Annotated in this window: 18 protein-coding genes; 10 read left to right on the top strand and 8 right to left on the bottom strand. The window is 33.9% G+C overall.

All coding sequences use genetic code 11. The annotated features are described in order from the left end of the window. Positions 1–93: 93 nt before the first annotated feature. Together ERX46_RS00060 and ERX46_RS00065 are read right to left on the bottom strand one after the other, a co-directional pair. Positions 94–711 carry a uridine kinase family protein gene (locus ERX46_RS00060; RefSeq protein WP_130091786.1) on the bottom strand — a complete coding sequence of 206 codons (618 nt, stop codon included), beginning with the start codon at positions 709–711 and terminating at the stop codon, positions 94–96. Between the two features lie 3 nt (positions 712–714). Next, positions 715–1,941 carry a hypothetical protein gene (locus tag ERX46_RS00065; protein WP_130091787.1) on the bottom strand — a complete coding sequence of 409 codons (1,227 nt, stop codon included), beginning with the start codon at positions 1,939–1,941 and terminating at the stop codon, positions 715–717. Positions 1,942–2,130: 189 nt separating this feature from the next. Between ERX46_RS00065 and ERX46_RS00070 the strand changes: the two genes are divergently transcribed. Together ERX46_RS00070 and hemW are read left to right on the top strand one after the other, a co-directional pair. Next, positions 2,131–4,428 carry a T9SS type A sorting domain-containing protein gene (locus ERX46_RS00070; protein WP_130091788.1) on the top strand — a complete coding sequence of 766 codons (2,298 nt, stop codon included), beginning with the start codon at positions 2,131–2,133 and terminating at the stop codon, positions 4,426–4,428. A 192-nt stretch (positions 4,429–4,620) separates the two neighbouring features. Further along, entirely contained in the window at positions 4,621–5,742 is a 1,122-nt protein-coding gene (gene hemW, locus ERX46_RS00075) for a radical SAM family heme chaperone HemW (RefSeq protein ID WP_130091789.1), read from the top strand. 286 nt (positions 5,743–6,028) lie between these two features. Here the strand turns inward: hemW and ERX46_RS00080 are convergent, their stop codons facing one another. After that, the gene (locus tag ERX46_RS00080; protein WP_130091790.1) at positions 6,029–8,224 is read right to left on the bottom strand and encodes a PKD domain-containing protein; all 2,196 of its coding nucleotides are present in this window, start codon (positions 8,222–8,224) and stop codon (positions 6,029–6,031) included. A gap of 570 nt (positions 8,225–8,794) precedes the next feature. On the opposite strand from ERX46_RS00080, the gene ERX46_RS00085 reads away from it, so the two are divergent. From ERX46_RS00085 to ERX46_RS00095, 3 genes are read left to right on the top strand one after another with little or no spacing between them, the layout of a single operon-like run. Next, positions 8,795–10,240: an SGNH/GDSL hydrolase family protein gene (locus ERX46_RS00085; RefSeq protein ID WP_130091791.1), complete on the top strand. Its 1,446-nt coding sequence runs from the start codon at positions 8,795–8,797 to the stop codon at positions 10,238–10,240. Then, positions 10,221–11,645 carry a GDSL-type esterase/lipase family protein gene (locus ERX46_RS00090; RefSeq protein ID WP_130091792.1) on the top strand — a complete coding sequence of 475 codons (1,425 nt, stop codon included), beginning with the start codon at positions 10,221–10,223 and terminating at the stop codon, positions 11,643–11,645. The genes ERX46_RS00085 and ERX46_RS00090 overlap by 20 nt, the downstream gene beginning before the upstream one ends. Beyond that, positions 11,646–13,310, top strand: coding sequence for an MBOAT family O-acyltransferase (locus ERX46_RS00095; RefSeq protein ID WP_130091793.1), 1,665 nt, complete (start codon positions 11,646–11,648; stop codon positions 13,308–13,310). A 437-nt stretch (positions 13,311–13,747) separates the two neighbouring features. Here the strand turns inward: ERX46_RS00095 and ERX46_RS00100 are convergent, their stop codons facing one another. From ERX46_RS00100 to ERX46_RS00115, 4 genes are all read right to left on the bottom strand, one after another. Continuing rightward, a complete protein-coding gene (locus tag ERX46_RS00100) occupies positions 13,748–14,542 on the bottom strand; it encodes an NAD(P)-binding domain-containing protein (RefSeq protein ID WP_130091794.1) in 795 nt (264 codons plus the stop codon). Between the two features lie 136 nt (positions 14,543–14,678). After that, positions 14,679–15,716 (bottom strand): recombinase RecA, encoded by a 1,038-nt coding sequence (gene recA / locus ERX46_RS00105; protein WP_130091795.1) that lies wholly within the window; start codon positions 15,714–15,716, stop codon positions 14,679–14,681. Positions 15,717–15,809: 93 nt separating this feature from the next. Beyond that, a complete protein-coding gene (gene bcp / locus ERX46_RS00110) occupies positions 15,810–16,271 on the bottom strand; it encodes a thioredoxin-dependent thiol peroxidase (RefSeq protein WP_130091796.1) in 462 nt (153 codons plus the stop codon). Positions 16,272–16,857: 586 nt separating this feature from the next. Beyond that, positions 16,858–17,913, bottom strand: a complete 1,056-nt coding sequence (locus ERX46_RS00115; RefSeq protein WP_130091797.1) for a hypothetical protein — start codon at positions 17,911–17,913, stop codon at positions 16,858–16,860. Positions 17,914–18,430: 517 nt separating this feature from the next. Here ERX46_RS00115 and ERX46_RS00120 point away from each other — a divergent pair. Then, positions 18,431–20,263, top strand: coding sequence for a sodium:solute symporter family protein (locus tag ERX46_RS00120; protein WP_130091798.1), 1,833 nt, complete (start codon positions 18,431–18,433; stop codon positions 20,261–20,263). A gap of 205 nt (positions 20,264–20,468) precedes the next feature. Here the strand turns inward: ERX46_RS00120 and ERX46_RS00130 are convergent, their stop codons facing one another. Beyond that, entirely contained in the window at positions 20,469–21,389 is a 921-nt protein-coding gene (locus ERX46_RS00130) for a TIGR01777 family oxidoreductase (RefSeq protein ID WP_130091800.1), read from the bottom strand. A 142-nt stretch (positions 21,390–21,531) separates the two neighbouring features. Here ERX46_RS00130 and ERX46_RS00135 point away from each other — a divergent pair, with 142 nt between their 5' ends. From ERX46_RS00135 to ERX46_RS00150, 4 genes are all read left to right on the top strand, one after another. Beyond that, a complete protein-coding gene (locus ERX46_RS00135; protein ID WP_130091801.1) occupies positions 21,532–21,906 on the top strand; it encodes a rhodanese-like domain-containing protein in 375 nt (124 codons plus the stop codon). A 76-nt stretch (positions 21,907–21,982) separates the two neighbouring features. After that, positions 21,983–22,600 carry a carotenoid biosynthesis protein gene (locus ERX46_RS00140; protein WP_165366098.1) on the top strand — a complete coding sequence of 206 codons (618 nt, stop codon included), beginning with the start codon at positions 21,983–21,985 and terminating at the stop codon, positions 22,598–22,600. After that, positions 22,600–23,079 carry a sterol desaturase family protein gene (locus tag ERX46_RS00145; protein WP_130091803.1) on the top strand — a complete coding sequence of 160 codons (480 nt, stop codon included), beginning with the start codon at positions 22,600–22,602 and terminating at the stop codon, positions 23,077–23,079. The genes ERX46_RS00140 and ERX46_RS00145 overlap by 1 nt, the downstream gene beginning before the upstream one ends. Continuing rightward, entirely contained in the window at positions 23,076–23,777 is a 702-nt protein-coding gene (locus ERX46_RS00150) for a lycopene cyclase domain-containing protein (RefSeq protein ID WP_130091804.1), read from the top strand. The genes ERX46_RS00145 and ERX46_RS00150 overlap by 4 nt, the downstream gene beginning before the upstream one ends. Positions 23,778–23,986: the final 209 nt, after the last annotated feature.

Here is a 23,986-nt window from a genome sequence, read left to right on the forward strand (position 1 = left end):
GATAAAAAGACAGAATGCACTAGATGTTAGGCAAATAGACAAAGGGCATAAAAGTCTAACGTCTAAAGTCTTCCGGTCTAAAATCTAAATAAATCACTTGTCTTTTGGAAGAATACTTTCTAAAACACCAGTTAAGCGAGAAAAGTCAGTTTCCGAACGGCTATCATTGTGATAAATAAAGTCTGCTTTGGTTTCGTGTGGAGCTAAAAACGAATCATAACATGGCGTTACGTGGTTTTCCCATTGATATAAAATCTCAGCACGTGTATAACCTCTTGATTCTTGATCACGGTAAATTCTTCTGTCCAACTGGATAGCTGGGTCAACATCTACAAAAATACTGAAATCTAAAAGTTTGTGCACTTCTTCATATTCGAAAACAAAAAGTCCTTCTACAATCAATAACGGAGAAGGTTCCAATGTAATTAATACATTTCTGTTGCTACCGGCATTAAACTGATACTCGAAAACCTCTATGCTTTTTCCTCCTACTAATCTTGTAAGATCTTTAACCAATCGATCCTGATCCAAAGCAGTTGGTAAATCGAAATTTACTTTTCCGTTAACATCTAAAGATTGTTCTTCAATAGGTTTGTAGTAGTTGTCCATAGAAAAAACAGAAGGACTGTATTCACTATAAGTTTCTGCCAAACGATTCAACAAAGTTGTTTTTCCTGAACCACTTCCTCCACATATTCCTATAACCTTCATTCCTTATTTCTTAAATGTGATTTTTTCTAGTTTCTCTAATTCTTTTGTATCTGTAGAATATGGAATACCATTAATTACGTGCACAAAATTAGTAGTTTTATCTTTTGTTTTGAAAGAACTCGAATTTAATTGAACATTTTCTATGTCTTTTTTATTTATAGCTAATGTTTCAATTCCATTTTTATCAATCTTATACGATGTAAAAACATCACCCATTTCACTCGTTACTATTAAATCACCATCTAATTCGAAATAAGAAATTGATGATTTAGGGTTGCGTGAGTTCGCTTGGTTTTTATTGCATTTATTAAGTTGCTCAACTTTTCTATCCTCGTTTAAACCATAAATAATTAAGCAATTTGTTGAAATATCATTCGTTAGGAAATAATAATTGTTATTCAAATAAACTCCTTTTCCCCTGGATTGAAATAAGGATTTGTCATCGATATATTCACTACCATCTAAATTTAAAGATCGGATATTAGAAACAATCGGATTCAATGAAGGGATTTTCAAATACTGATCTACCACTGGTTCACCTTTTGGACTAAAACCAATAAAATTGACATTATTTTTATCATTTTCTGTTGAAAAATAAGAGAAATTGATTGTTGATTCATCTGCACCAGCAAAAAGTATTGGATCTATTGTTCCTTTTTTCTGAAGTTTCATGTCCGTTGCTGGCCCTTTATAATGATAAAGTCTATTGTTATGGTGCGTAATAGAAATAAAGATATTTTCTATAATTCCTTCACTTTTAACAGGAAGTTGGAAATAGAACACCAAAGATTTTGGAGTATTGATAATTTCCATTAATTCTAAATCATTCGGTGTGGTGTACCCGTAGCTTCTGATGACTTGCAAGACATCAAATTTTGTTGAAACAACTCCACCACTTTGATTCAATTGATTGTACTCAATGAAGTTTTTCACAGGCTTATAATTGTCTACGAAATAGATATAATTGGAGTTGTTAGAAATAATCAACTTTGGATCTTCCACTTTTGGATAAATGGTTTTTCCCCAAGGAACCTCGCCTTCAGTATCGAGTAAGTTGATATAAATATCATTTGTTGATCCAGATGGGTCTTTCGCCAGTAAAATACTTCCTTGATTTGGCCATTCTACAATTTTATAAAATGGATACTTTCCTTTTGGAACTTCTACCTGAGAAAACAAGGATGTTGTTGAAATAAGAATTATCAATAAAAGAAATGAAATGTTTTTCATGAGGAAAAGGATTTTATATTGACTCCTAAAAGTACTGAAATAATAGTATTCATTTAAACCTTTTGATTGCAAATGAAAATATACTCATTATTTAAAGTGATGCTTTAAGCTATTCAAAAAACTTATTTTCCGTAGATTTGTTGTTAAATTGGCAACAATAATTATTAATTATAAGTTTAAATTCAAATAATGAAAAATATTTTACTTTCCGCAATTATGCTTTTTGCATTTATTTCACTTGGTCAACAAGGAGATGGAGGAGAGCCAAATGGCTACAATTACTTTTTAAAGACAGGCGAAAACATTCCTACTTATAGTTTTGATCAACCAAATATTTCCGCTTTAAGAGCAGAAGACAGGTTGAATGATTCTTTAAAAACTGGACCATGGAGATTTGGATATAATTATTCAGCTTCCATCAATTTTGAAAACTCTGCAGTTTGGTATACAAAAGCGAATGGAGATAAGGTTGGAATTTTGAAAATCACTTCTGACCAAGCAAAAACCATCAATCTTACATTTGCAAATACAAAGATTCCAGAAGGAAATGAGTTGTTTATATATAATGAAGATAAGTCTTTTGTTTTAGGAAAATTTACTCAAAACCACATTTCCGAAGGAGCTTTAGGAGCAGAATTGATTCCTGGTAATACAGCAATTGTTGAATATTTCGTGCCAGCGGAAAATAGTGGAATATATGGAAATGTTGAAATCTCTACGATTACACATGGTTACAGAACAGCAAATGAATACCAAACTAAAATTTTAGGTTCATCTGGAGATTGTAACATGAACGTAAATTGTCCTGATGGCGCACCTTATGTAAGTATAAGAAATAGTGCGGTTATGTTAGTTGTTGGAAGTAATGGAATGTGTTCAGGCGCATTAATCAATAACACTCAGTTTGATGGAACTCCTTATGTACTTACAGCAAATCACTGTAATTCAGCGAGTCCATCAGGGAGTTGGATTTTCCGTTTCAATTGGCAAGCCACAGATTGCAATAATCCTACATCGTCTCCTTCTTTTGAATCATTATCGGGTTCAACAAAACGTGCTAACAGATTTAACTCAGATTTTATGCTACTTGAAATAACTGGAGGGCTTATAAATGGAACTGTTCCACAAACACATTCACCTTATTTTGCTGGATGGAATAATGGGAATGCTGCACCACAATCGACAATTAGTATTCATCATCCAAGTGGAGATATTAAGAAAATATCTTTTGATGATCAGCCTGCTGTTGCCACTCAAGCCATGAATTCACCAGAAGCAAATAGCTCTTGGAGAGTAGAATGGGACAGAAATACAACAACTGAAGGAGGTTCTTCAGGTTCTCCTTTGTTTAATCAAGAGGGTAAAATTATTGGTCAATTGTGGGGAGGAAACGCAGGTTGTAACGGAACTTCTTCATCTGGTCAGGATTTTTATGGGAGATTATTTAACTCTTGGAATCCTACAGGAAGTTCAAATGATGAACAATTGAAACATTGGCTAGATCCTACAAATGCGGGTACAGTCTCTATTTTAGGATATGACCCATATAATGCACCATTGGACTACAATGTAGCTGTAACAGATATTATCGGAAATGAAGGCAGTTCATGTGTATCTTCATTTAATCCGAAAGTTGAAATCTTAAACTTAGGAATGTTGCCATTGACTTCTCTGACTATCCAATATTCATATAATAATGGAGCAACACAAAGTGTTAACTGGACAGGGAATTTATCGCTTTATGCTTCTGCGTTAGTTCAATTGCCTGCGTTAACTCAGGTGACTGGAATGAATACGATTGATGTTACGGCAATCAATCCTAATGGAAATACTGATCAAGATATGACAGACAATCAATTTGATATTGATTTTAACGCGGCACCGAATGGTGTTCCTTTAGACTTTGAATTTTATTTAGGTTGTTATGCTGAGGAGGTTTCATGGGAGTTAAACTCTGCTTCTGGAACTACTTTTTACTCCGGTTCTGGCTATACCAATGGAAATACTGATAATCTTGTAGATGAAGAATTTTGTCTAATGGAAGGTTGTTATCAATTAATTCTTAGGGATTCTTATGGTGATGGAGTTGAAGGAGCTGCTTATAATCAATGTAATTATTCAGGAAGAATGACACTTACTAATCGCAATAGTAATGTTGTTTTAGCTCGACTTTTAGAGGCAGATGCTGATTTCGGTTTTCAGAAATCTTATGGGTTCTGTACAGATGATGTTTCTTTAAATAAAGAAGAATTAGACAATAAAATCTCAATTTATCCAAATCCATCAAATGGGGCTTTTAAAATAATCATGGATTTTGAAGGAGAAAAGAATGTTGTACTAAGAAATGTAACTGGTCAAACAATCGCTTCTTATCAGTTGAATGAAAATGAATTGAATATCTCCGAAAATAAACTCTCACCAGGAATGTACATTGTTACTATTACAAATAATGAGAGAAATGTAACGAGGAAAATTATTGTTGAGTAGTAGAAATAATTACGAATTTTAATAGTATGATTTTTCTATCTCTCAATATACTATAAACTTAGAATAAAAATTGAAAAGAGAATTCTTGAATCTTTGAATTCTCTTTTCAATACCTTAACTGTCATTTAATGCTCAAAGATTCCGTTAGGTGTTTTTGATCTAATTACTTTTAAATAATTGTAACTTTGAAAAATGGCAGGTATCTACATTCATATTCCTTTTTGTAAGCAAAAATGCACGTACTGTGATTTTCATTTCAGTACAACATTCACTGCGTATAGAGAAAAGATGATTGAAGCCATAGTTGAAGAGCTTAAAACCCGTGTCAATTACTTAGGTAAACAAACTATTTCAACGCTTTATTTTGGTGGTGGAACGCCTTCTTTGCTAACTCAAGAAGAATTAAAACTGATTGTTGAAACTGTTCATCAAAACTATCGTGTTGAGCCAGAAATTGAGTTTACGCTAGAAGCAAATCCTGATGACATTACAATTGAACAGCTTTTGATGTGGAAAGCTGAAGGAGTAAATCGATTGAGTATAGGATTGCAATCATTTTTACAAGAAGACTTGGATTGGATGAATCGAGCACATTCAGCAGAGGAGTCTGTGAGCGCTGTGAAATTAGCAAAAGAACATGGTTTTTCACTGACTGTTGATTTGATTTACGGTTTACCGAATAGAACAAATTTTGATTGGGAATACAATATTGAAAAGTTGGTTGCGCTTTCTCCGGATCATATTTCTGCTTATTGCTTAACCGTTGAAAAACGAACTGCACTCTATAAGTTAATTGAAAAAGGTGATTTGCCTGAAGTAGGAGAAGATGATCAATCGGAACAATTTGAAATTTTGGTGCGTAAAATGAAGGAATCAGGTTATCAACAATACGAGATTTCTAATTTCGCAAAAGAAGAAGCCTATTCTCAGCACAATTCTAATTATTGGAGAGGAGTAAACTATTTAGGAATTGGTCCTTCTGCTCATTCATTTGATGGAGAAAGTAGAAGATGGAATGTTTCAAATAATCCACAGTATATAAAAGGTGTGGAGGAGAAGACCAATTATTTCGAAGAAGAAATCCTAACTCCAAAAGACATGTTTAATGAGTTACTTTTAACTGGATTAAGAACCAAATGGGGAGTTAATCTTGAATTGCTTTCCTTTAAACATTGTCCATCAAAACAATTCTATAAGCAACTGGATTCATTCAAAGAATTTGAGTTGGTTAATGAAGAAGAAGGAGTTTTGTATTTAACCGAAAAAGGAAAACTCCAAGCAGATCATATTGCAGCGATGTTGTTTTTGGAGTAGGGAACGGATAATATTTATCTCTTATCGAGTTCTATTTTAAATTCAATCTACCTTTTTTCACCCCTTACCCATTCAGAACTGTCATCCTTTGATCAATAAAATCATAGATTTTTTGATTGAAGGATCCTTCAGTTGACGGAGAGCTCTTGTTAGAGAGCGAAGCCTAAATGCTTTTTGGAAATGGTCAAATTAATTCTATCAACTCAGTTCTACTCGCTATCATATTTTGCATTGAAGATGCTTAAAATTAAAACACTTTGAATTGCATAAACTAATTGGAATAATTTCAACGAATTAAACTAAAATGTCCTTGCTGTTCGTGATTTACGCTTCTGTGATTTTCGAAAGTTATCCTCCACACATAAACTCCATCTGGAGCGACTTTTCCATTTATTCTGCCATTCCACCCTTCTTTTGTGTTATCGGTTTCGAATATTTTATTCCCATAACGGTTATATATTTCAAACTTATAATTTGTGACATCATAGATTATGGGTAAAAAAACTTCATTGTAATCATCATTGTCTGGGGTAAATGCCGTTGGAATATAGATTGTAGTTTGTGGCTCAACAAAAACGGTTCTTATGGCTGTGTCCTTACATCCAAATTCGTTGGTTACCACTTGGTAAGGGTAATGATATCCACTTTCGATAAAGTTAAAACTTAGATTTCTTTCAAATGTATAATCCTTTGAAGTGAGCTGATAGAAGTGTTCCTTACTATCGATACTTAGGTCTGAGAGAAAAATCTCAGTTTCAAAAACATTCGTGAATTCTGGAGATACGGAAAAGTCAGCTATAGGAGACGGGAACACTTGAATAAGCTGTAGTTTCGAAAGATTTAGTGTATCCACACAACCTTCATCTGTGCTAATTTCTAATGAAACGTCATAAATTCCAGGCTCCGAATAATTATGTATTGGATTTGCGTCATTTGAAGTTCCTCCATCTCCAAAATCCCATAAATAAACTAAATCTGACGAAGCAAGAGAACTGTCTAAAAACTGAACTATATCTGGAGCACAAAATAAACTAGAATCAAAATAGAAGTCAATTACAGGTTGCATGTGAACCTCCAATGTATCTAAATGTGATTCTTGGCAATTATTAAAGTTTACGGTAAGCGAAATAGGATATGTTCCGGGACTATCATAGGTTATACCGCTAATAGACTCGGTTGTGGCTTGTGCTGGAACCGCATTATTTCCAAAATCCCATAAAAAAGTTGCTCCTGCCTCATAATCTCCTTCCCCTACAAAATCAAAGGAATTTCCGACAATACATTGTGGTTCAGAAGGGTCAAATTTTACATTAATACCTTCATAAACAACAAAAGTTTGAGTAGATGAATCAGAACATGGCCAGCCGGGATTTAGATATAAAGTGACTACGAAAGTTCCTTCAGAAGGAAAAGTATATGTTGGTTCAAATTGTGTACTGCTGGCATTTGGATCACTCGGAACGCCAAAGTCCCAAAGGTAATTTGTTCCACCGAAACTATTGTTTTCAAATTGGATTGTAATTCCATCACACAGACTATTGAATGTAGACATTTCATCTTGTGCAACAATCTCTGCCGCAGCTGATATATCACAATTAAAAACAGTGAAAAGAAAGTCTCTTGTGGTGGTGTTAATTAATACTCCATTTCTATATTCAGATACACAAACGCCAACCACAAATTTTCCGATGAGGTCTGGCGCTGCAATTAATTCTCCAGTATTTGGGTTGATACTAATTGGTCCATTCGCTCCAAATGGCATTGTTTCATTAAAACCATTCTCCCAACCTATTAAATTGTATGGAGGGAAATTAGGTGGATTTGGCGCTGGATCTCCACTTGATCCTCCATGAAAAGGAGTACACAATTCATAAACTAACTGATCACCATCAGGGTCGGTTGCTGAATGGTCAAAAATTAATTCATCATTGTTACACAATAAAAGTGAAGGATAATTGGTGAAACGTGGACTGCTATTGCAAGTAATTCCATTTGCATTTCCAGGAATTTCAGCAGTCATAGTTAAACCTTCATCCGACGGATTCATAAGATTAATGATGCCAGAACCTCGACAACACCTTTCATAAACCAAAATATAGCCATTGGTACTTGAGGGAAGCGTAATTACTTTTGTGTAAATCGCTTCTTGCACACAAATATTGTTTGGAGGTGTTACACATGGATTACTAAAAGTTACTGGTAAAATTTGACTTCCTGGGAAATTTACAGCTGTTGTTTGAATTCTGGAATTCGTTACTTTATCAAAAACACCAATATTTAATGGGGTGTCAAAATCTGCACCATTACTATTACAATCTCTATAAACTTTAATTGTTACTCTATATTGATTGTTGCCTAGGCAGTCATAATACATTTCTCCTCCAACAATATGCGATGCAAAAAGTTGGAAACTAAAAAGTAAAGATACAACTACAATCATGTGTTTCATTGCTACTAAATTACATAAAATGTTATAATTCACCTACTTTCATTTTGTGAATAAGTATATGGGTCTAAAAATCTGAGAACTTTGTATGGACTTAAGATTATGGTGAAACAATTAAAAGTAGTCAAATGGTCAGTAGAATACTTTTCAAAATCATAAAGCATAATTTGTATTCAAAAAATGAGCAGCACTTTCAGTGCGTTAAAATATACTCAATTCAGCAGGACGCATTGCATCCTGCTTAGTTAAACTAGACTTTCAGCCCAAATGAATTATCGAGAAACCCTTGGTCTAAATTCCTTTCAGTATTATGATTTCATCTGAAGATTTTTTTTATTTGTTTATACATTTAATCACTAGCCAAGCATTGTGGAATTTAACATGACTTCGGCTTGAAGGACCAGGTTATTTCAATCCAAGGTATCGCCTTGGGTTGAAATAATAACAAATAAATCAGCGCTTTGAAAAGGCAACTCAACATTTTTAAGCCTTTAACGATTCTTGCGAAAACTGTTTAACCTTTTTAAACGTCCTCACACACTTTCCTGTTGAAAATTATTTTAGGACATAGTTTATGCAACAACTTCTTGCATAACTTTGTAAGCTATGCAGAAAGAGTATAAACCTTTTCAAATTGTCTTGTTCATTTTGGCATGCCTAATTGTTTTGGGGTTAATAACCTATGCAGTTCCCGCAGGCAGGAAAGATATATTCGGTTATGAATTTCGTTTTTTATCGCAAAACAAGCTCCTGAAAAATGAAAAGAGACATGAAGTTAATTTAGACTCACTTTTTGTAGATGTCGATACTTCTATGGTGGATGAGGTTGAAAATCCGCATGGAAAAGTAAAGAATTTTAAAATTAGCGACGGTGATTTATTGTCTTATTCAAAAAATGGAAAAGAGAGATTCGCAGCTTTTTTTAATAGGCTGAGAGCAGGTGGTTCAGACAAAATTCGTATTCTGCACTATGGAGATTCACAAATAGAAGGGGATAGAGTTACTGCATTTTTGAGACAACGTTTGCAAACTCAATTTGGAGGATCTGGCCCTGGATTTATTCCTGCGGTTAATGTTTACGAGACCATTACTTTTACACAAACCGTTTCAGAAAACTTTCAACGTTATACCAATTTTGGAGGACAACAATTGTCTAATAAAAGATATGGAATTATGAATTCTGTTGGGCGTTTTACTCCAGAATTTAGTGATTCTGTAAATCTTGACAGTTTGAAAATTATAACTGCTTGGATGGAAGTTGAGCCTGGATTCCGTGCATACAGCACCGCGAAAGGCTATAAAAGTATTACTTTACATTATTCAGATGCTTTTGCAGGATGTGAATTAAAGATTTACAATAATGAGGAATTAGTGAAGACTGATTCTTTAATTTCCGATGGAAAATACCATAAATATAAATTCACTTTGCCTGGAGCAGCTGGTAAAGTAAAATTTGAATACTCGGCTAAAATGAGTCCTAATATTTTAGGGTATTCTTTGGATGGAGATGGTGGTGTACAAGTGGACAACATAGCAATGAGAGGTTCTAGCGGTACTTTCTTTGGTAAAATTGACAATAGTTTAGCCAAGCAAATTTATGATGATCAAAATGTAGAATTATTCATCATGCAATTTGGTGGAAATTCAGTTCCTTACATCAAGGATACAGTAGATGTTGAACAGTCTGTAAGTTATTTTAAAGGACAATTGAATACGATCAAACGCTTGCGACCGAATGCGATGATCATCGTAATTGGGCCTAGCGATATGTCAACACTCATCGAAGCAGAATACCGAACCTATCCATTGTTGCCTTTATATGTGGATAAATTGCGAAAAATGACCAAAGAAATTGGCGGTGCATATTTCGATATGTATGCCGCTATGGGAGGCGAAGATGCAATGGTCGCATGGGTTGAAAAAGGTTTGGCTGGACAAGATTATGTGCATTTCACATTAAAAGGAGCAAGTATAGCAACGCAGAAGTTTTACGATGCTTTCATGACATCTTACAATAAATTAAAAACAAAGAATGATTCAAAAGAAAACTAAAGTATCAGTTACATTTTTCATATTTATGATGACGTTCAATTTGTATGGACAAGAAACAGCGTTGATCAAAAATGATACGCTGACAATGGATCAAAAATTAGATTCTATTGCTAAATCTTTGCTGAGTAGAGACAGTGATTCTTTAAATGGTTATCTCAATGAAGATTTGTTTGGAATTATTGATACTTCTGTCCAAAGTCAATATCCTTTTATTGGATTCGATCAAAATCATTATCAGTTTTATACCAAAGAAAGTCCGGCTTTTGAAAAGTTGTTTTTTGAAATTCAACAGATGGTGAAAACAAAAAATGGGAAACTGAATTTCTATCATATTGGAGGGTCGCATATTCAAGCTGATATTTACACCAATGATATGCGTCAATATTTGGCTAAATATTGGGAAGATTTACCCGGAGAAAGAGGTTGGGTTTTTCCTTTTAAAATGGCGAGAACCAATAATCCGTGGAATTACGGTTTTACTTCAAAAAATGAATGGACTGGACATCGTTCTGTAATTCATCGTTCTGATTCTGTTCATTACGGATTGTTGGGAGCGGCAATTTCATCCACAGACCGCAAGTTAAATTTATCATTTGATTATAAAGGGGATAATGAAAAGCTGCCCATCGATCACATTCGAGTTTATCATAACAAGGGTGAGTTGGCTTACAACATAAAATATGATCCAATAAAAAATCCTATCGTTCATCAATTTACCAATGAACAATTTGGATTCACTGATACTTATTTTAAGAAAGAATTCACCTCTTTTGATGTTGAATTTATCAAGAAGAACGACAGCTTAATCTCCGATTCTATTCGAAATAAATCGCTTTTTATTTATGGATTTCAATTGATGAATAATCAGCCAGGAATTGCCTATACAGCGATTGGAATTAACGGAGCTGGATTATATACTTACCGAGACAATGAGAATTTCACGGAGCAATTATCACAAGCGCCACCGCATTTTTTCGCTTTTTCTGTTGGAACAAATGATGCGAATGTTCCTTATGATCAATTTGATCCACAAGAATATAAAAGGAATTTAGAAGGATTAATGAAGAAAGTATTATTGGCGAATCCTGATTGCGCAATTCTACTTACTGTCCCAAATGATTCTTACTACAAGAGGAAATATTTGAATAAAAATATTGATAGAGAAAGAACTGTAATTATCGAATTGGCGAAAAAATATGAGATTCCTGTTTGGGATTTATATGGATTAATGGGAGAATTAGGTTCGTCAAAAACTTGGTCAACCAACAAATTAATGAAAAGTGATTTGGTGCATTTTTCTGTTGATGGATATCATTTAAAAGGAGATTTATTCTTTGAAGCTTTCTTAAAGTGGATTGAACAAATGGAGAATAAACCACCGATAACAATATTAAATAAAGAATAGATGGAACGCTTGCTCGACGTTTTTTCTTTGAATCCAATTGATTTAACCTTCTCAAGGTTGGACTTTTGGTTGTTCTTTTTGGTGGTGATGATTTTCTTTTCATTCCTGCACAAGAACAAATTGGTTCGAAGTATTTACCTCACAGCAATCAGTTTATTTTTCTACTACAAAACCTCAGGATTATCTGTTTTCATTCTTGTTTTTGCTCTCGGTTCTAATTACAGTATTGGTCATTTAATAGCGGCTCAAACTAAGCAAAGATCGAGAAAAGTCATTTTAGCCATTGGAGTAATTCTAAATATTTTTGTTCTGGCTTATTTCAAATACGCTTATTTCTTCACAACTTCATTCAACGAGTTTTTCCATACCAATTACGAAGTCTTCAACATGATTTCCTATTTCAAGAATGGATTCAGTTCGTATGGGTCACATGACATTTTTGATCGTTTATTGCTTCCCGCAGGAGTTTCATTTTTCACTTTTAGTTCCATTGGTTATATCGTTGATGTTTACCGAAAAGAAGTTCCACCAATCAAAAACATATTCCATTATTCATTCTTTATTTCCTTTTTTCCGCATTTAATTTTAGGGCCAATTGTAAGGGCGAAAGAGTTTGTTCCTCAAATCAGTAAACCTTATTCACTAACAAAACCCGAGTTTGGTTGGGCTATCTTTCAAATCCTCAAAGGAATCTTCAAGAAGTTAGTGTTAGCTGATTATATAGCGGTTCACTTTATAGATAAAATTGTCGATTCACCAGAATCTTATCCTGGCTTTGTGAGTCTAGTGGCAATTTTCGCCTATTCCTTACAGATTTATGGAGATTTCTCGGGTTATACCGACATGGCAACTGGTGTTGCGAGATTAATGGGCTTCAAATTAATGAAGAACTTTAATTCACCTTACAAATCATTAAACACAGCTGAATTTTGGCGAAGATGGCATATTTCATTGGGTAAATGGTGGAAAAGCTATTTGTACATTCCATTAGGAGGAAATAGAACGGGAGGATTCGCTTCAATAACTACAATTTCTATCATCTTTCTGTTCTTGTTTTTCTTCACGAAATGGTTTTGGTTATTGTATGTATTACTGGCTTTTATAGCCATTTACTTTACAATTTTGTGGTTGTTTCCAAAAGCCAAAACAATCATTTATCGGGATATGAACCTTATGATCACCATGGTCGTAGGTGGACTTTGGCACAATCCAAATCAAAACTATTTAATTTGGGGAGCGCTCAATGGTTTGGGATTGATTTTCTACAACCACTGGAAGAAAATTTCTCCATACGAAAACTCTAATCATTGGCTGGTTCGCGTTTGGAAAATCTTCTCCACGTTTACGTTTATGACCATTGCCAGAATTTGGTTTAGGGTAGAAGGTAAGTCAGAACCCTTCGATTATTTCAATCACATGGTTTGGAAATTCCAATTTAATATGGATGCGTTCATCTTAATGTGTACTACTTTTTCAATTCCGTTAATCATTTTGGTGTTAGGATTGATTTTGCATTGGTTGCCAGAAAGAAATGAAACGTGGTTAGAAAATAGATTTTCCAAAACTCCTTTTGCAATACAGATTGTAGCGAGTTGTGTTTTTGTGATTGGGATTTATCAGTTGGTGGCGGATACTTCCAAGCATTTTGTTTATTTCTATTTTTAATACTAGTGCTCAGGTTGGTGCTCAATGTTGCGCTGTAATGGAACGCGGATGACGCGGATGCAAGCAGCGCGGATTTACGCGGATTTTTTTTCTCTTTCGGAGGATGACATTGCATGATTATCCCACTTTTTTCACTCCAAACAACAGTCCCGATGTCATCCTTTAATCAATAAAAATCTTTGATTTTTGATGATTAGAGGATCTTGTTGGAGAACGAAGTCTAATGAATACATCTTGACAATTTCATCTATTCTACAATCGCAAAAATTTCCGAACGAATAAAACTACCCAACCTTTGCTTAAATCTCAATGTTAACAATGAAATAGTATCAAGAGTTCTGAAGGAACGAAACGAGTTAACCTAGGACGTTAGTCCTAGGATTAACGATGATTTATTTTTACAAGTTCTGAAGGAACGACACACAAACCCTTTCGGCCTAACCAGGAAAATCAAAAGGATCCTTATACTTAAACTCATACCCGAATTTCTCAGTTATCTTACTGGCATCAATAATCTTATAATCCTTATTTTTATCATCAAAAGCAGGTGGTTCAATATTCAATTTCTTCGCTGCGAAAGTATAATATTCTTTTTTCGTTGGATGAACAGCTGCAGATCCATTAAAAATTTCTCCCCAAATTGAATTGTCAATAATACAATCAATTATTCCCATGCAATCCTCTTGGTGAATTATATTTACAGGTTCATTTCCACCACTAATTGTTCTTCCCTGCATGTATTTAGCTGGATTTCTATCTCCACCCACCAATCCTGCAAAGCGAATAATGGTTAACCTATCTTTCGCAAAATCTTGTAACATTTGTTCTGCTTTAATGAGATAAGCAGAGTTTCTTCGTGTTCCTTCCAATTCTGATTCTTCTGTTACTTCTTCATTGTTATTCGCATAAACAGAAGTAGAACTAATGAAAATAATTTTCGCTGTTGGTTTCAATTGCTTTACAATTTTCATCATAAAGTTTCCGTATTCTTCCTTCAAACTTGATGGAGGAATATTTAATAGAATATAGTCTAGCTCAGAAAGCCATTTAGCTGGTTTATTGGTTTTTTCGCTGTCCAATACATGAGCAATGATTCCTGCTGTTTCTAAATTTTTAATTTTATCCATTGAAGTAGTTGTTCCATGAACAGTTTTTTGTTCTTGAATCCATTTTTTTGCCATTGGTAGACCTAACCAACCACAACCTACTACTCCGTATATTTTGTTTTGCATATTTTTTTAATTACACTCTGATTTTTAATACTGCTAACTTAGAAATAATCGAATTGATTTCATATCGAATTTACAAACTATAACAAAACAAAAAAGGTGTGGATTTCTCCACACCTCTCACATAAACGATATGCAATTACGCTTGCTCCTTTGAGGAAGCAAGAGCTTCTTTAATTTTCGCTTCTAATTCAATCATCATTTCATCGTTATCTGCAATGATTTGTTTTACTGCATCACGTCCTTGACCTAATCTAGTTTCTCCGTAAGAGAACCAAGATCCGCTTTTCTTGATTATATCAAGATCAACTCCAAGGTCCAAGATTTCTCCAACTTTAGAAATTCCTAGTCCATACATAATGTCGAACTCTGCTCTTCTAAATGGTGGAGCTACTTTATTCTTAACAATTTTCACTTTCGTACGGTTACCAATTACTTCGTCACCATCTTTAATTTGGCTTGAACGACGTATATCAACACGTACAGAAGAGTAAAACTTCAATGCATTTCCACCTGTTGTGGTTTCCGGACTTCCGAACATTACACCAATCTTGTCTCTCAATTGGTTAATGAAAATACAACATGTTCCCGTTTTGTGAATAGATCCAGTCAGTTTACGCAATGCTTTAGACATTAAACGCGCTTGTAACCCCATTTGACTATCACCCATTTCTCCTTCAATCTCTGCTTTTGGTGTAAGTGCAGCTACTGAGTCAATAACTAATATATCAATTGCACCTGAACGGATAAGGTTATCTGCAATCTCTAATGCTTGCTCACCATTGTCTGGCTGAGAAATAATTAGATTGTCTGTATCAACTCCTAATTTTTTTGCGTAGAATTGATCAAAAGCGTGCTCTGCATCAATAAATGCTGCAATACCACCTGCTTTTTGAGCTTCTGCAATGGCGTGAATAGCCAATGTTGTTTTACCTGATGACTCAGGTCCATATATTTCTATAACTCTACCTTTTGGGAATCCACCAACGCCAAGCGCGATGTCTAATGTTACAGATCCTGAAGAAATAACATCTATATCTTCAACTGCTCCATCTCCTAGTTTCATTACTGAACCTTTCCCGTAGGTTTTGTCCATTTTGTCCATCGTAAGTTGAAGCGCTTTTAGCTTATCTTCATTTACTTTTGCTTTCTCTTTTACTTTCTTAACTTCTGCCATATCGTTTATTTTTAGCAAATTTAGGTGTGCAGATCGTAATCTTTTTACGTTCTGATAAAATTATTGTGATTTGGTTGATTTATTGTATTCTTTTTATTTAAAACTTTCTAGTATTTCCTCTGCATGTGCCTTTGTTTTAGGCTTTTTAATTACATCATGAATTTTTCCATCTTCATTAATTAAAAATGTCGTTCTGTGCAATCCATCATACTCTTTTCCCATGAATTTCTTAGGTCCCCAAATACCATAAGCGTTAATTACTTCATGATCTGTATCTGCAATTAATGGAAAAGGCAAATCATATTTCTCAATAAACTTTTGGTGACGTGCTTCAGCATCTGGACTAACTCCTAAAACAACAACGCCTTCTTTTTCTAATCCAGCAAAATTATCACGTAAGTTACAAGCTTGGTTTGTACAACCCGGTGTCATATCTTTTGGATAAAAATATAACGCCACTTTCTTCCCACTATAATCAGATAGAGAAATTTCTTTCCCATTTTGATCTTTAGCTTTAAATGTTGGAGCAACATCTCCTTTTTGTAAATTCGTCATTTTGATATCTTTTTAAACATTTTATTGACAATATTATAATCAAATGTAATAACATTATTTTGATTAACGTCAATTTTCTAAATTATTTTCTAATTAAAAACACAGCAGTTGATGATATGTTTATAATTAAGATAGTGAAATAGTTGAGATGGTGGAGGAATGGTTGGATTTATTTTTTCAGGTTGCGCTGTATTGGAACGCGGATGACGCATATGCAAGCAACGCGGATAATCACGGATTTTAATTTATCTTGTTGAGTCCTCTCCCTCAGTCCCTCTCCAAAGAGGGATGTAGAAAAGTGCTTCCTTTTTCAGAAGAACTTCAATAATAAAACAAAGTAGCATTTCATAAATTAAAAACCAGAATTCGAAGCGTTTCCCTCTTTGGAGAGGGATTAAGGGAGAGGATTTTATATCGTGACAAATAGAACCTAGCACTTATTGTTTATTGCTTTATCTAAAATCAAAAGAATTACTACTTTTTCCCGCGAATGGCAATTAGAAAAAGGAAATTGGGATTATTGATTGTGAGAAAGATTAAGTTACTCGCCTCCTAATGGTAAAATCGCGTTTAAAAATTCGAAATACTATTCATCATTCCCATTAAACCATTCTAAAACATCATCAAATACTTCATCCCAATAATCTATTTCATAATTGATTTCCCCAGTAGATTCAACCTTAAAAAAACTATGTTCTGCATTTTTATAAAGTTTTGCTTGAATATTGTTTTTTCCATATAAAATTGCATCAATTACAACTTGATCAGCATACAATCCCGCAATATCTTTAGTCCCTGAAACATAAAGAATATTTGCCTTTGTTGACAACATATCTTTAAAGCTGTGTTCTTCAAAACTTAATATGTTCTCTTTCAAGATATCACCTGATTTCATATTCTCTTTTCGGGTTTTTTCTTCACGTATATATTTATGCATTTCACTTTGATACTTCTGGTAAGTTTCAAAATCAATTTCACCTTGTAGATATTTTAAATAGAAATCATTAGCAACATGTTGAGTTCTTCCATAAGGTGCAGATGCCAACATTACGACATCGGTCACGTATTTGTTCAAACTCGCTACTCTAGCCGCCTCCAATCCGCCTTGCGAATGACCGATGGTTAAAATACGTTCTGAATTAATCACTTTATTTTTCACCAACCAATTAACAAGATAATCTCCTCTTTTTCCAAGATAATGCAAGTTATTAGATTTCATAAAATTTGAATCCATCAATTCTGGTTGAGTTATATCAGGAACGTATTCTGAATTGACTAAATTTGATTCTTTAGCATAAACAGGGATAATAGGTTTTGAAACTAAAATCAAGTTGAAACGATCAAGGAATTTACTGAAATCGAAATAAGAAAATGGAATCATCATTAAACCGCCGTTATTCAACTCAATAATCAGTGGGACAGGTAAAGAGCCATTAAAATAGATAGCTGTTGGTTTATTTTTATCAAATTTTGAGGAGTTGATTAAATACGAAATGTTATTCTCATCACTGAAAGGAATTGTTTGTTCTGTGAATATTTCATCATTTATGGAATAACTTTTTTGTGCATGAATATTAGAATTCAAAATCAGAATCAATAATACAAGATAAATCTGATAGGTGCCTATGGAAAACTGTTTCATAAGGTTTTGTTTTATTTCGTTTTGAATTGGAAATTAAAATATATCACAAGACATGCGCAAAACAAATATATACTTTTTAAACTTTAAGGAGTTGATACAATTGAATCTTGATTATTAAAAATCAAATCTCCAACCAGTGGTTGGAGAAATGAGTTCAATACCAAATGGAGTAGAATTTCCATGTTGAGTTTGTAAAAAGCTTTTTCCTCAAGGATAGCCTCCAACCTATGGATTATAGGGTATTTGTAATTCTGCCACCATTAGTGGCAGAATTGTAAAAGCGCATATTTTTGTTCATTTTCAAAACTCGCACCATTGGTGCGAGAATTAAGCTTTGCCAAAAAAATCTGCGTTAAATCCGTGCTCGCAGATCCGCGTCATCCGCGTTCCAATACACCATGTTTCTAAAAATAAAATCCACCATCATCAGCCCACAACAAAATAAATTCTAATTTTAACCGAAATAAATAAAATTGCTTTTTTACTCGTTTAAAATCAAGCAATAGACAGCTATACTATGACATTAACAGCATTAGATTACGGAATAATTATTTTCATTTTTGTTGCAGTAATTGCCATTGGATTTATTGTTTCGAAAAAATCGGGTAAAAACAGTACTGAATTCTTCTTATCGGGAAGAAATATGCCTTGGTGGTTATTGGGTTTTTCTATGGTAGCTACAACGTTTTCAACCGATACTCCCAATCTTGTCACAGATATTGTGCGTAACGATGGCGTTTCTGGAAACTGGGTTTGGTGGGCATTTTTAATCACAGGACTGCTTACGGTATTTGTCTATGCAAAATTATGGAGAAGATCTAATGTTGAAACCGATATGGAGTTTTACGAATTGCGATACGGCGGTGCTCCAGCAAAGTTTTTACGTGGATTTAGATCAATTTATTTAGGATTAGCTTTCAACGTTTTGGCAATGGCTGCCGTTACACTTGCTGCAATAAAGATTGGACAAGTGATGCTCGGACTTTCTTCTTTGGAAGTAATTGGAATCGCTGGAACAATCACTGTTTTATTCAGTGCTATTGGAGGATTTCGAGGTGTAATTTATTCAGATTTCCTCTTGTTTTTTGTTGCAATGGCGGGTTCAGTTGGAGCAGCTTATTATTTAGTGAATTTACCAGAAGTTGGTGGTTTAGCAGAGTTAATTACCCACGAAAATGTAAGAGATAAAATCGATTTAGTTCCAAGATGGAGCGATAAAGAAAAGTTTATCAGTCTGCTGGTTATTCCACTCGCGGTGCAATGGTGGAGTTCTTGGTTTCCTGGCGCTGAACCAGGTGGAGGTGGATATATCGCACAAAGAATGTTGGCTGCTAAAAGTGAAAATCACGCCGTTGGAGCAACTTTCTTTTTTAACGTAATGCATTATGCTTTGCGTCCTTGGCCATGGATTATAGTTGCTTTGGCTTCACTTGTGATTTTCCCAGATATTGCGAGTATTCAAGCCGCATTTCCAAATGTTGAAGAAAGTAAATTAGGGCATGATTTAGCTTATTCTGCAATGTTGACAATGTTGCCAGCTGGTTTGTTGGGATTGGTTTTGGCTTCTTTAGGAGCGGCATATATGTCGACTGTTTCCACACATTTAAACTGGGGTTCTTCATATATCGTAAATGACTTTTATAAACAACACATCAACAAGAATGCATCTGAAAAAGAGCTGGTTAGAGTTGGTCGTGGTTCTACTGTTTTGTTGATGATTATTAGTGCGATTATCGCATTATTGTTGAATAATGCAATGCAACTTTTCGATATCATTATCATGTTTGGAGCAGGAACAGGATTGGTATTTATCTTGCGTTGGTTTTGGTCAAGAATAAACGCTTGGAGCGAAATCACAGCGATGTTTGTTTCTGGGGTCATTTCAATTCTACTCAACTTTACTTCTTTAGGAGTGTATTTATTTGGTGGGAACTTACTTGACGGAACTTTCCAAGAGGGAGTTTTTGAAGGATGGCTTCAATATCCATTTGTTGTTCTTGTAACAACAATTTGTTGGTTAATCGCCACTTTTATAACACCGAAAGAAGACAAGAAAGTGTTGTATAATTTCTATCAGAAAATTCAACCTGGAGGACCAGGCTGGAAAAATGTAGTTGATCAAGCGAAAAGCGAAAACATTGACATCATCACGACAAAAGAAAAATGGTCAGTTCCAACGGGTATTCTAGCGGTTATAGCAGGTACAATTATGGTTTATGGATGTCTATTTACAACCGGTAAAATTATTTACGGAGAATATGGATATGCTGCAATATTCTTTGCAATTACCTTAGTTTCAGGATTTGTGTTGCTTTATTTATGGCGAAAAATGCGCGGTAAAGCGTTTTAGTAATGATTAATTAATGTTTAACGTGCCAGGGTTTTATAATTGTTGATTAAAAATGATAAAACCCTTCAATTAAACTTGGAGTTCAATAACACTTTTCGTCTCTTCAATTATCAATTATCAATTATCAATTATCAATTATCAATTATCAATTATCAATTATCAATTATCAATTATCAATTATCAATTATCAATTATCAATTATCAATTAATCCTCTTCATCTTTATCGTAAATATAAGTCAACGCCTCTTCTATTGTTTTGTGTTTGAATTCGAATCCTGTCTGAGTAATTTTGCTGTTGTCAACTCTAACTCCTTCCAAAACGACAGATGCCATTTCACCTAGCGCTAAGTTTAATGCAAAACTCGGTATTTTTGGTAACCAAAGTGTTTTGTTTAATTTCTTAGCAATAGCTTTCGTCAATTTTGCGTTGGTAATATTTGCGCTGCACGCATTATACGCTCCATCCAGTTGCTCGTTTACAGCATGTGCATAAATTCTCGCAATGTCTTTTAACGTCAACCATGGCATAACTTGTTCTCCAGTTCCTATTGGTGCACCAACACTTTTTTTAATTGTGATAGAAATTTTCGGAAGAGCTCCACCTTTTTCAGTCAAAACAACACCGGTTCTTATTTTAACAACCTTCTGTTGAGGAGAAAATAAATCTGCTACTTCTTCCCATCTTTTTACAACTGTAGAAAGAAAATCTGTTCCAAATTCGTCACTTTCTTTATGCAATCTAATTTCGTCTTCATATCCATAGCAAGTAATTCCTGATGCTGAAATATATTGCATTAATGATGGAATGTTTTGACTTATTTCATGAAGAAATTGAGTTGGTTTGATACGAGAATTAAAGATGACTTCTTTTCTTTTATCGGTCCATTTTTTGTCAGCGATTCCTGCTCCTGCAAGATTAATGATTACATGAACTCCTTTTATAGCTTCACGATCAATTTCTTTCTTTTTTGGATCCCAATGAAAATAAGGTGCTTTTGGTTCTTCATCACGCGTAAGAACACGCACTTCATGACCACACTTATTGAGTTCTTTTTGTACTTCTAGACCAATTAGCCCTGAACCACCAGCTATCAACACAATACGCTTTACAACTTTTTTTTCCATTTTGAATTTGACCCAATATTATTAAAAACACTCATTCTTGGGACAAAATTACAATTACTATTTCGTTTCTTCTTAAAAATTGTCAAATGAATAGGTTCTATGAAAGAACTTATCTATTTTTGAATGAACTAAAATTTTATTTATGAAAACAACATTGACAATATTAATCGCTTTACTTTTTGCATCTACACAAGTTTTATTCGCGCAAAACACTCCAGAAGAAAGATTCGAAAGTGTTGGTAACGCTGAATTTAAAAAAGCTTTAGAGACAGGTGAATACATTCTTTTAGACACACGAACGGTTGAAGAATATGATGTAGAACACATCGAAGGTTCAAAATTAGTTGAGTATAATGGAGGCGATATGGATGATGTGTTAACGCTCATGCCTAGAGATCAAAAATACCTAGTTTATTGCGCTATCGGCGTAAGAAGTAAAGTCGCTATGGAAAGAATGAAAGAATTAGGATTTCACTATGTTTTAGAACTTGACAAAGGGATTAAAGAATGGAAATAAACTTTTTCGTCCATCAATTGTTTTATATTTTTAGCAAAAGATGAAACAAAACGTATTATTTCAAAGATTATTGAAAATGAAATCATTAGTACTTATTTTAGTGCTGGTGATTTTTTATTTGGTTGGAATTGTAGGACTAACTTCTTCTTGGAGAGAAGATTTTCTTCCACTTTCCTTCATGAATTTGATGATTTCTTTTGTTGTTTTATTAATTGCATTAAAAAATCATAGTCTTCGTTTTTACTCTTTTGTTTTTGCAGGATTCTCAATTGGAATGATTGCCGAATGGCTCGGTGTTCATACAGGTTTATTGTTTGGGAATTATGTTTACGGAAATAATCTAGGTCCATTGTGGTATGGCGTTCCTTTAATCATCGGAATTAATTGGGTAATGTTGACGATAATTTCTGGTTCTATTGCTGAAAGATTAAAAATTCATTGGTTTTTTAAAGCAGTTATCGGAACATTCTTAATGCTTCTCCTGGATTTGCTAATTGAACCAATCGCTATTCAAAGTGATTATTGGACATGGAGTGGAGATATTCCTTTTTCTAATTTTGTGGGTTGGTTTTTAATTGCATTTGTGATTCAATTGGTTTATTTTTCCATGAAATTAGCAGAACAAAATAAAGTGGCAACTGTTTTATATTTTTTACAGATTGTCTTTTTTCTCATTTTAAATATCGTTTTATAATGTATTGGTGGGGTCCATTAGTATTAATTCTAACATTTGTTTTAACCGAGTTCAGTGCTTGGTTCAATCATAAATATATTATGCATGGTTTTTTATGGAAATTTCATAAAGATCATCATCAACCAGAACCAGGTCCATTTGAAAAGAATGACATTTTCTTTTTAATTTATGCAATTCCATCTTGGTTGTTAATCATGTTGGGGATAATGTATCAAGGATACTTTTTTGTTTGGGTTGGTTTTGGAATAGCAGCTTATGGATTAGCTTACTTCCTTTTTCATGATGTTTTTATTCACAGAAGATTTAAATTCATGGATAAATTAGATGGACCTTATTTAATGGCCATCAGAAAAGCCCACAAAGTTCATCATAAAGAACGTGGTAAAGAAGACGGTGCTTGTTTCGGAATGTTAATTGTTCCAATGAAATATTACAATGAATCACGCAAAGCTTATCATCTAAAAACGAAGAGAAAATGAGTTTATATTTATGGATTAACGTCTTGAGTATCGCAGGACCATTGTTTCTTTCTTTCGATAAAAAAGTTCACTTTTATACGCATTGGAAAACCTTGATTCCAGCAATTCTAATCATAGGAAGTGTCTTTGTTGCTTGGGATATTTACTTTACAGATATTGGGGTGTGGGGTTTTAATCCAGAATATTTAAGTGGAATTTCATTTTTTAATTTGCCAATAGAAGAAGTCATGTTCTTCTTCACAATTCCTTATGCTTGTGTATTTATTTACGAAGTAGTGCGAGCATATTTCCCGAAATTCCGTCCTGTCAAATTCTCTTATTATTTTTCTCTACTCTTCACAATTGTATGTTTTGTTTTGGCTACCATTTATCATGACAATTGGTATACTGCAGTAGCTTTATTTGGCGCTGGAATAGTGAACTGGATTGTCTATTTTGGATTCACTCCGAAATGGTATCCTTATTTTATTGTTGCTTTTATGATTACGCAAATTCCATTTTTAATTGTGAATGGTGTGTTAACTGGTGTAGCGACAGATGATCCTGTGGTTTGGTATAATCCAGAAGAAATTATGGGGTTCCGTATTCTTTCAATTCCAATTGAAGATGTTTTCTACAATTTCTTAATGCTTTTTTCGGTCGTTATAGTTCATGAATATTTGAAAAACTTGTGGGATCAAAAAATAAAAAGTACGTAGCACAATGCCACGTACCTTATTATTAAACCTAACCAAACCTATTTTGGGTTGCATACCGTTTTTGATTTAGGGGGTAAGCTACTGGTTAAATAGCAAGAGGTATTTTTTCGTTTATGATTTCATTTTTCTACCGTCTTTTCAATTCGAATAATCTGTGGCTTAATCTTGTTTAGTATTTTCTAATTGACTTTCCGACAATCTGAAATGTT

Origin of the sequence: Brumimicrobium glaciale, from assembly GCF_004152935.1 — a bacterium.
Taxonomy (GTDB): domain Bacteria; phylum Bacteroidota; class Bacteroidia; order Flavobacteriales_D; family Crocinitomicaceae; genus Brumimicrobium; species Brumimicrobium glaciale.

Bases quoted from the DNA above. Each gene is read 5' to 3' on its own strand.
- ERX46_RS00060 (WP_130091786.1), bottom strand. From the start codon at position 711: ATGAAGGTTATAGGAATATGTGGAGGAAGTGGTTCAGGAAAAACAACT.
- ERX46_RS00065 (WP_130091787.1), bottom strand. From the start codon at position 1,941: ATGAAAAACATTTCATTTCTTTTATTGATAATTCTTATTTCAACAACA.
- ERX46_RS00070 (WP_130091788.1), top strand. From the start codon at position 2,131: ATGAAAAATATTTTACTTTCCGCAATTATGCTTTTTGCATTTATTTCA.
- hemW (WP_130091789.1), top strand. From the start codon at position 4,621: ATGGCAGGTATCTACATTCATATTCCTTTTTGTAAGCAAAAATGCACG.
- ERX46_RS00085 (WP_130091791.1), top strand. From the start codon at position 8,795: ATGCAGAAAGAGTATAAACCTTTTCAAATTGTCTTGTTCATTTTGGCA.
- ERX46_RS00090 (WP_130091792.1), top strand. From the start codon at position 10,221: ATGATTCAAAAGAAAACTAAAGTATCAGTTACATTTTTCATATTTATG.
- ERX46_RS00095 (WP_130091793.1), top strand. From the start codon at position 11,646: ATGGAACGCTTGCTCGACGTTTTTTCTTTGAATCCAATTGATTTAACC.
- ERX46_RS00100 (WP_130091794.1), bottom strand. From the start codon at position 14,542: ATGCAAAACAAAATATACGGAGTAGTAGGTTGTGGTTGGTTAGGTCTA.
- recA (WP_130091795.1), bottom strand. From the start codon at position 15,716: ATGGCAGAAGTTAAGAAAGTAAAAGAGAAAGCAAAAGTAAATGAAGAT.
- bcp (WP_130091796.1), bottom strand. From the start codon at position 16,271: ATGACGAATTTACAAAAAGGAGATGTTGCTCCAACATTTAAAGCTAAA.
- ERX46_RS00115 (WP_130091797.1), bottom strand. From the start codon at position 17,913: ATGAAACAGTTTTCCATAGGCACCTATCAGATTTATCTTGTATTATTG.
- ERX46_RS00120 (WP_130091798.1), top strand. From the start codon at position 18,431: ATGACATTAACAGCATTAGATTACGGAATAATTATTTTCATTTTTGTT.
- ERX46_RS00130 (WP_130091800.1), bottom strand. From the start codon at position 21,389: ATGGAAAAAAAAGTTGTAAAGCGTATTGTGTTGATAGCTGGTGGTTCA.
- ERX46_RS00135 (WP_130091801.1), top strand. From the start codon at position 21,532: ATGAAAACAACATTGACAATATTAATCGCTTTACTTTTTGCATCTACA.
- ERX46_RS00140 (WP_165366098.1), top strand. From the start codon at position 21,983: ATGAAATCATTAGTACTTATTTTAGTGCTGGTGATTTTTTATTTGGTT.
- ERX46_RS00145 (WP_130091803.1), top strand. From the start codon at position 22,600: ATGTATTGGTGGGGTCCATTAGTATTAATTCTAACATTTGTTTTAACC.
- ERX46_RS00150 (WP_130091804.1), top strand. From the start codon at position 23,076: ATGAGTTTATATTTATGGATTAACGTCTTGAGTATCGCAGGACCATTG.